This is a genomic window from Halorubrum sp. AJ67, from assembly GCF_000513435.1.
In genome coordinates this window covers 61229-64394 of record NZ_CBVY010000018.1, presented here as the reverse complement: position 1 = coordinate 64394, position 3166 = coordinate 61229, and the positions used below count along the sequence as shown (strand labels likewise).

The window sequence follows — 3166 nt, the reverse complement described above, 5'->3', positions numbered from 1 at the left end:
CTGTGTCGCCTTCGCCTCCCACGACGTCCGGCGGGACGTCCTCGGTGACGACCGCGCCGGCGGCCACGAACGCCCGCTCGCCGACCGTGACGCCGGGCAGCACGGTCGCGTTGGCCCCGACGGAGACGGAGTCGCCGAGCGTCGGTCCCTCGAGGTCGACGTCCTGACGGACCGGGTAGGGGTCGTTCGTCAACACCGCGCCGGGCCCGACGAACACGTCGTCGCCGATCGTCGTCTCCTGCGGGACGTAGACGCCGCTCTGGAGGCTCACGTTCGAGCCGACCGTCGTCTTTCCGTCGACGACGGTGTTGGTTCCGACGAGGACGTCGTCGCCGAGTTCGGTGTGTTCTCTGACTAAGACGTTGTGTCCGGTCGTGAACCCGTCTCCCGCGCGCACGTCCGCGTAGACGATAGACCCGGAACGGACCGTCGCGTCGGCACCGAGGACGGTCGGACCGGCGTCCTCGGCGTACTCGTGTCCCAGCGTCGCGCGTTCGCTTACCGTCGACCCCGCTCCGAGTCTGACGTCCGCGACCGTCGAGGCCGGGGCGTTTCGTTGTGAGTCTCCCATGTCTGATTCGTGTGGCGCTGGGGCCGGTCGCGGCATTGTTATAGAGAGGCTTGCCGCGGTACGACGGGCATACTCGACCGCCGACGCCGCCGGTCGTCCCCCCGGGAACCCCCGTCCGTCGGGGGCGATTCCCGCGTCTCCGGGCCGTCTCCCGTCGATCAGAGCGCCCTCGCGAGGCGTCGCCCGGGGCGACGAGGAACGACGGCTCCGTCCGTGGGAGCCGCGACCGCGAACGGAGGAATCGAACCCAAAAACCGGAATAAAGCGGGGATTAGCGGACGGAACGGCGAAGTAAGGTGACACGGAAACCAGGCCCGGTCTCCCCGTGTCGCGTTCACGGTCGGAAGGTCCGCGCCCGAACCGATCGCCGCGATTGGTGTGTACAGGCGCTATGTCGCGGAGTATGTCCATCGTAACAATGTCGGTATCCCCCGCAGATCCTCGCATGAACCTCACGGGAATACAGGTGGCAGCGGTGTTGGTGATCGTAGTCGGCGGGAGCGTCGGGGCCGCGTCGGTCGTCGACCTCGGCGGCGGAGAGCCGCTGACCGTCGACGGGTCAGAGGTCGTGAAATCGAGCGCCGGCGACGCCGCGTTCGAGGTGCGGGCCACGCTCAACAACACCGGCGCGGCGAACGCGACGCGGTCGCTCGAACTCGTCGTCGAGGACGAGAGCGGCTCCGCGCTCACCGTCGACGAGCGGAGCGCGACGCTCGCCGCGGGGGAGGTCAGGGCCCTCACGCTGTCGGCTCCGAGAGACGCGGTGACCGCGGGACGATACAACTACACGCTCAGCGAGGGCGGGGAGACGCTGGCGACGGGGACCGTCTCCCTCGACCGGCCGACGTTCACCGTTTCGGCGGCCGGCGCGGACCCGGTCGTCCGCGGGGAGACCGGGACGGTCACCGCGACCGTCCGCAACGGCGGCGACTTCCGCGGCCTGCGGACCGTCGACCTCTCGATCGACCGGAACGACGACGGCGCGTTCGACGACGGCGAAACCGTCGCGACGAGGTCGCCGCTGCTCGACGCCGGGAGCGACGCGTCCCTCCGGTTCTCGGTCGCGACCGACGGTCTCGAACCCGGGCGATACGCGTACCGCGTCGAAACGGAGGAGAGCGCTCGGGAGGGGACGCTGGTCGTCGAGCGACCGGCGACCGTCCGCATCGCGAACTCGACGCTGACGTCCGACGCCGTCCGGGGCGACCGGTTCAACGGGTCGGTGACGCTGGCGAACCTCGGTGACGTTCCCGGTACCGAGACGGTTCGCCTCGACGGGCCGAGCGAGGCGTTCGACTGGAACCGGACGGTGACGCTCGGCGGGAACGAGACGACGACGTACGAGTTCGACGCCGCGACGGCGAACCTCACCCGCGGGAACTACTCGGTCGCGGTGACGACGGCGAACGACTCGGCGTCGACGACGCTCCGCGTCCGCGAGGGCTTCCTCAAGGTCGACCGGCTCGACGGGCCGGGGTCGGCCGACGTGGACGACGACATCCGGTTCTCGGCGCGCGTGACGAACATCGGCGACGCGGCCGCGAACGAGACCGTCGAACACCGCATCGACCTGGACGGCGACGACGATCCGGAGACGGTGACGACGAACTCGACGGTCGACCTCGCACCGGGCGAGCGGACGACCGTCGAGTTCGCGATCGCCGCCGACGACCGGGACCGGTTCAGCGACCGGGACCTGCTCGGCACGCACGTCCACGGCGTCTACACCGGGGACGCCAACGCGACCGACGTCGTGGTGATTCGGGAGTACCGCTCGGGCGGGGGCGGCTCGTCGGCGTCGTCTCCGGCGAACGACGAGCCGGAGACGGTCTCGAAGGATGCGATCACCCAAGAGAAGTACGGCCTCGACTACGACGGGGTCAGCGGCGAGACGCAGACGCAGGTCGACGAGATCCACGAGCGGCAGCCGTTCGCGGGCGACCTCGTCATCACCGAGGTGCTGACCCGCGAGGAGATCGCGCGTCAGGAGTTCGGGCTCGACGTTAAGCGGAACGACAAGTTCGACTTCACCGCCATCGACGTGGAGACCCAACAGGAGATCGAGGCGGAGTTCGACGCGCAGTTCGAGTCCGACGACGGCGACCGGATCGACTCGTGGGACGAACTGGCGCAGGCGCAGTTCGGGAGCGAGTACGAAGCGCTCGACGAGAGCCAACAGGAGTCGATCCGCGAGCAGTACCGAGCCCAGTTCGACTCCTGAGACCGCGGTTCGACGCCTGAGATTCGCCTGTTTTCGCGGGCGACGCGACGCTCGCCGACGGCTACGACGGGCCGTCGACGAACTGCGCGCGGTAGAGGGTCGCGATCTCTTCGCTCGTCTCCTCGCTCAGCTCCGAGAAGGACATCTCGTAGCGCATCCGCGAGAGCTCGTCTTTCGTGAGTTTGTCGTCCGCGTCTTGCCGGTCGTGGACCGCCCGCACGAGCCGCGCGGTCGGACCGCTCAGTTCCTCGAACGAGATCCCGTACGCGGTCCGCGATACCTCGTCGAGCGATCGCGTCTCGTTTTCCGGCACCGGTTCCGCGTCGATCGCCGACTCGTTGATCGTTACGCTCAGGTCGTACGGACCGCTCCCG

Annotated in this window: 2 protein-coding genes and 1 pseudogene; 1 reads left to right on the top strand and 2 read right to left on the bottom strand. The window is 69.0% G+C overall.

What is annotated here, in order from left to right; translation table 11 throughout:
• Positions 1-571, bottom strand: a 571-nt coding sequence (locus BN903_RS12850; protein ID WP_079890677.1) for an acyltransferase, incomplete at its 3' end; no start/stop codon positions are given.
• Between the two features lie 445 nt (positions 572-1016).
• Here BN903_RS12850 and BN903_RS12845 point away from each other — a divergent pair.
• Positions 1017-2792 (top strand): hypothetical protein, encoded by a 1776-nt coding sequence (locus BN903_RS12845; RefSeq protein ID WP_048078100.1) that lies wholly within the window; start codon positions 1017-1019, stop codon positions 2790-2792.
• A gap of 61 nt (positions 2793-2853) precedes the next feature.
• Here the strand turns inward: BN903_RS12845 and BN903_RS17605 are convergent.
• A pseudogene (locus BN903_RS17605) lies at positions 2854-3166 on the bottom strand (hypothetical protein); the annotation flags it as partial.

What these genes read in the sequence shown, in the direction of transcription:
- BN903_RS12845 (WP_048078100.1), top strand. Translation starts at nt 1,017, where the DNA reads ATGAACCTCACGGGAATACAGGTGGCAGCGGTGTTGGTGATCGTAGTC.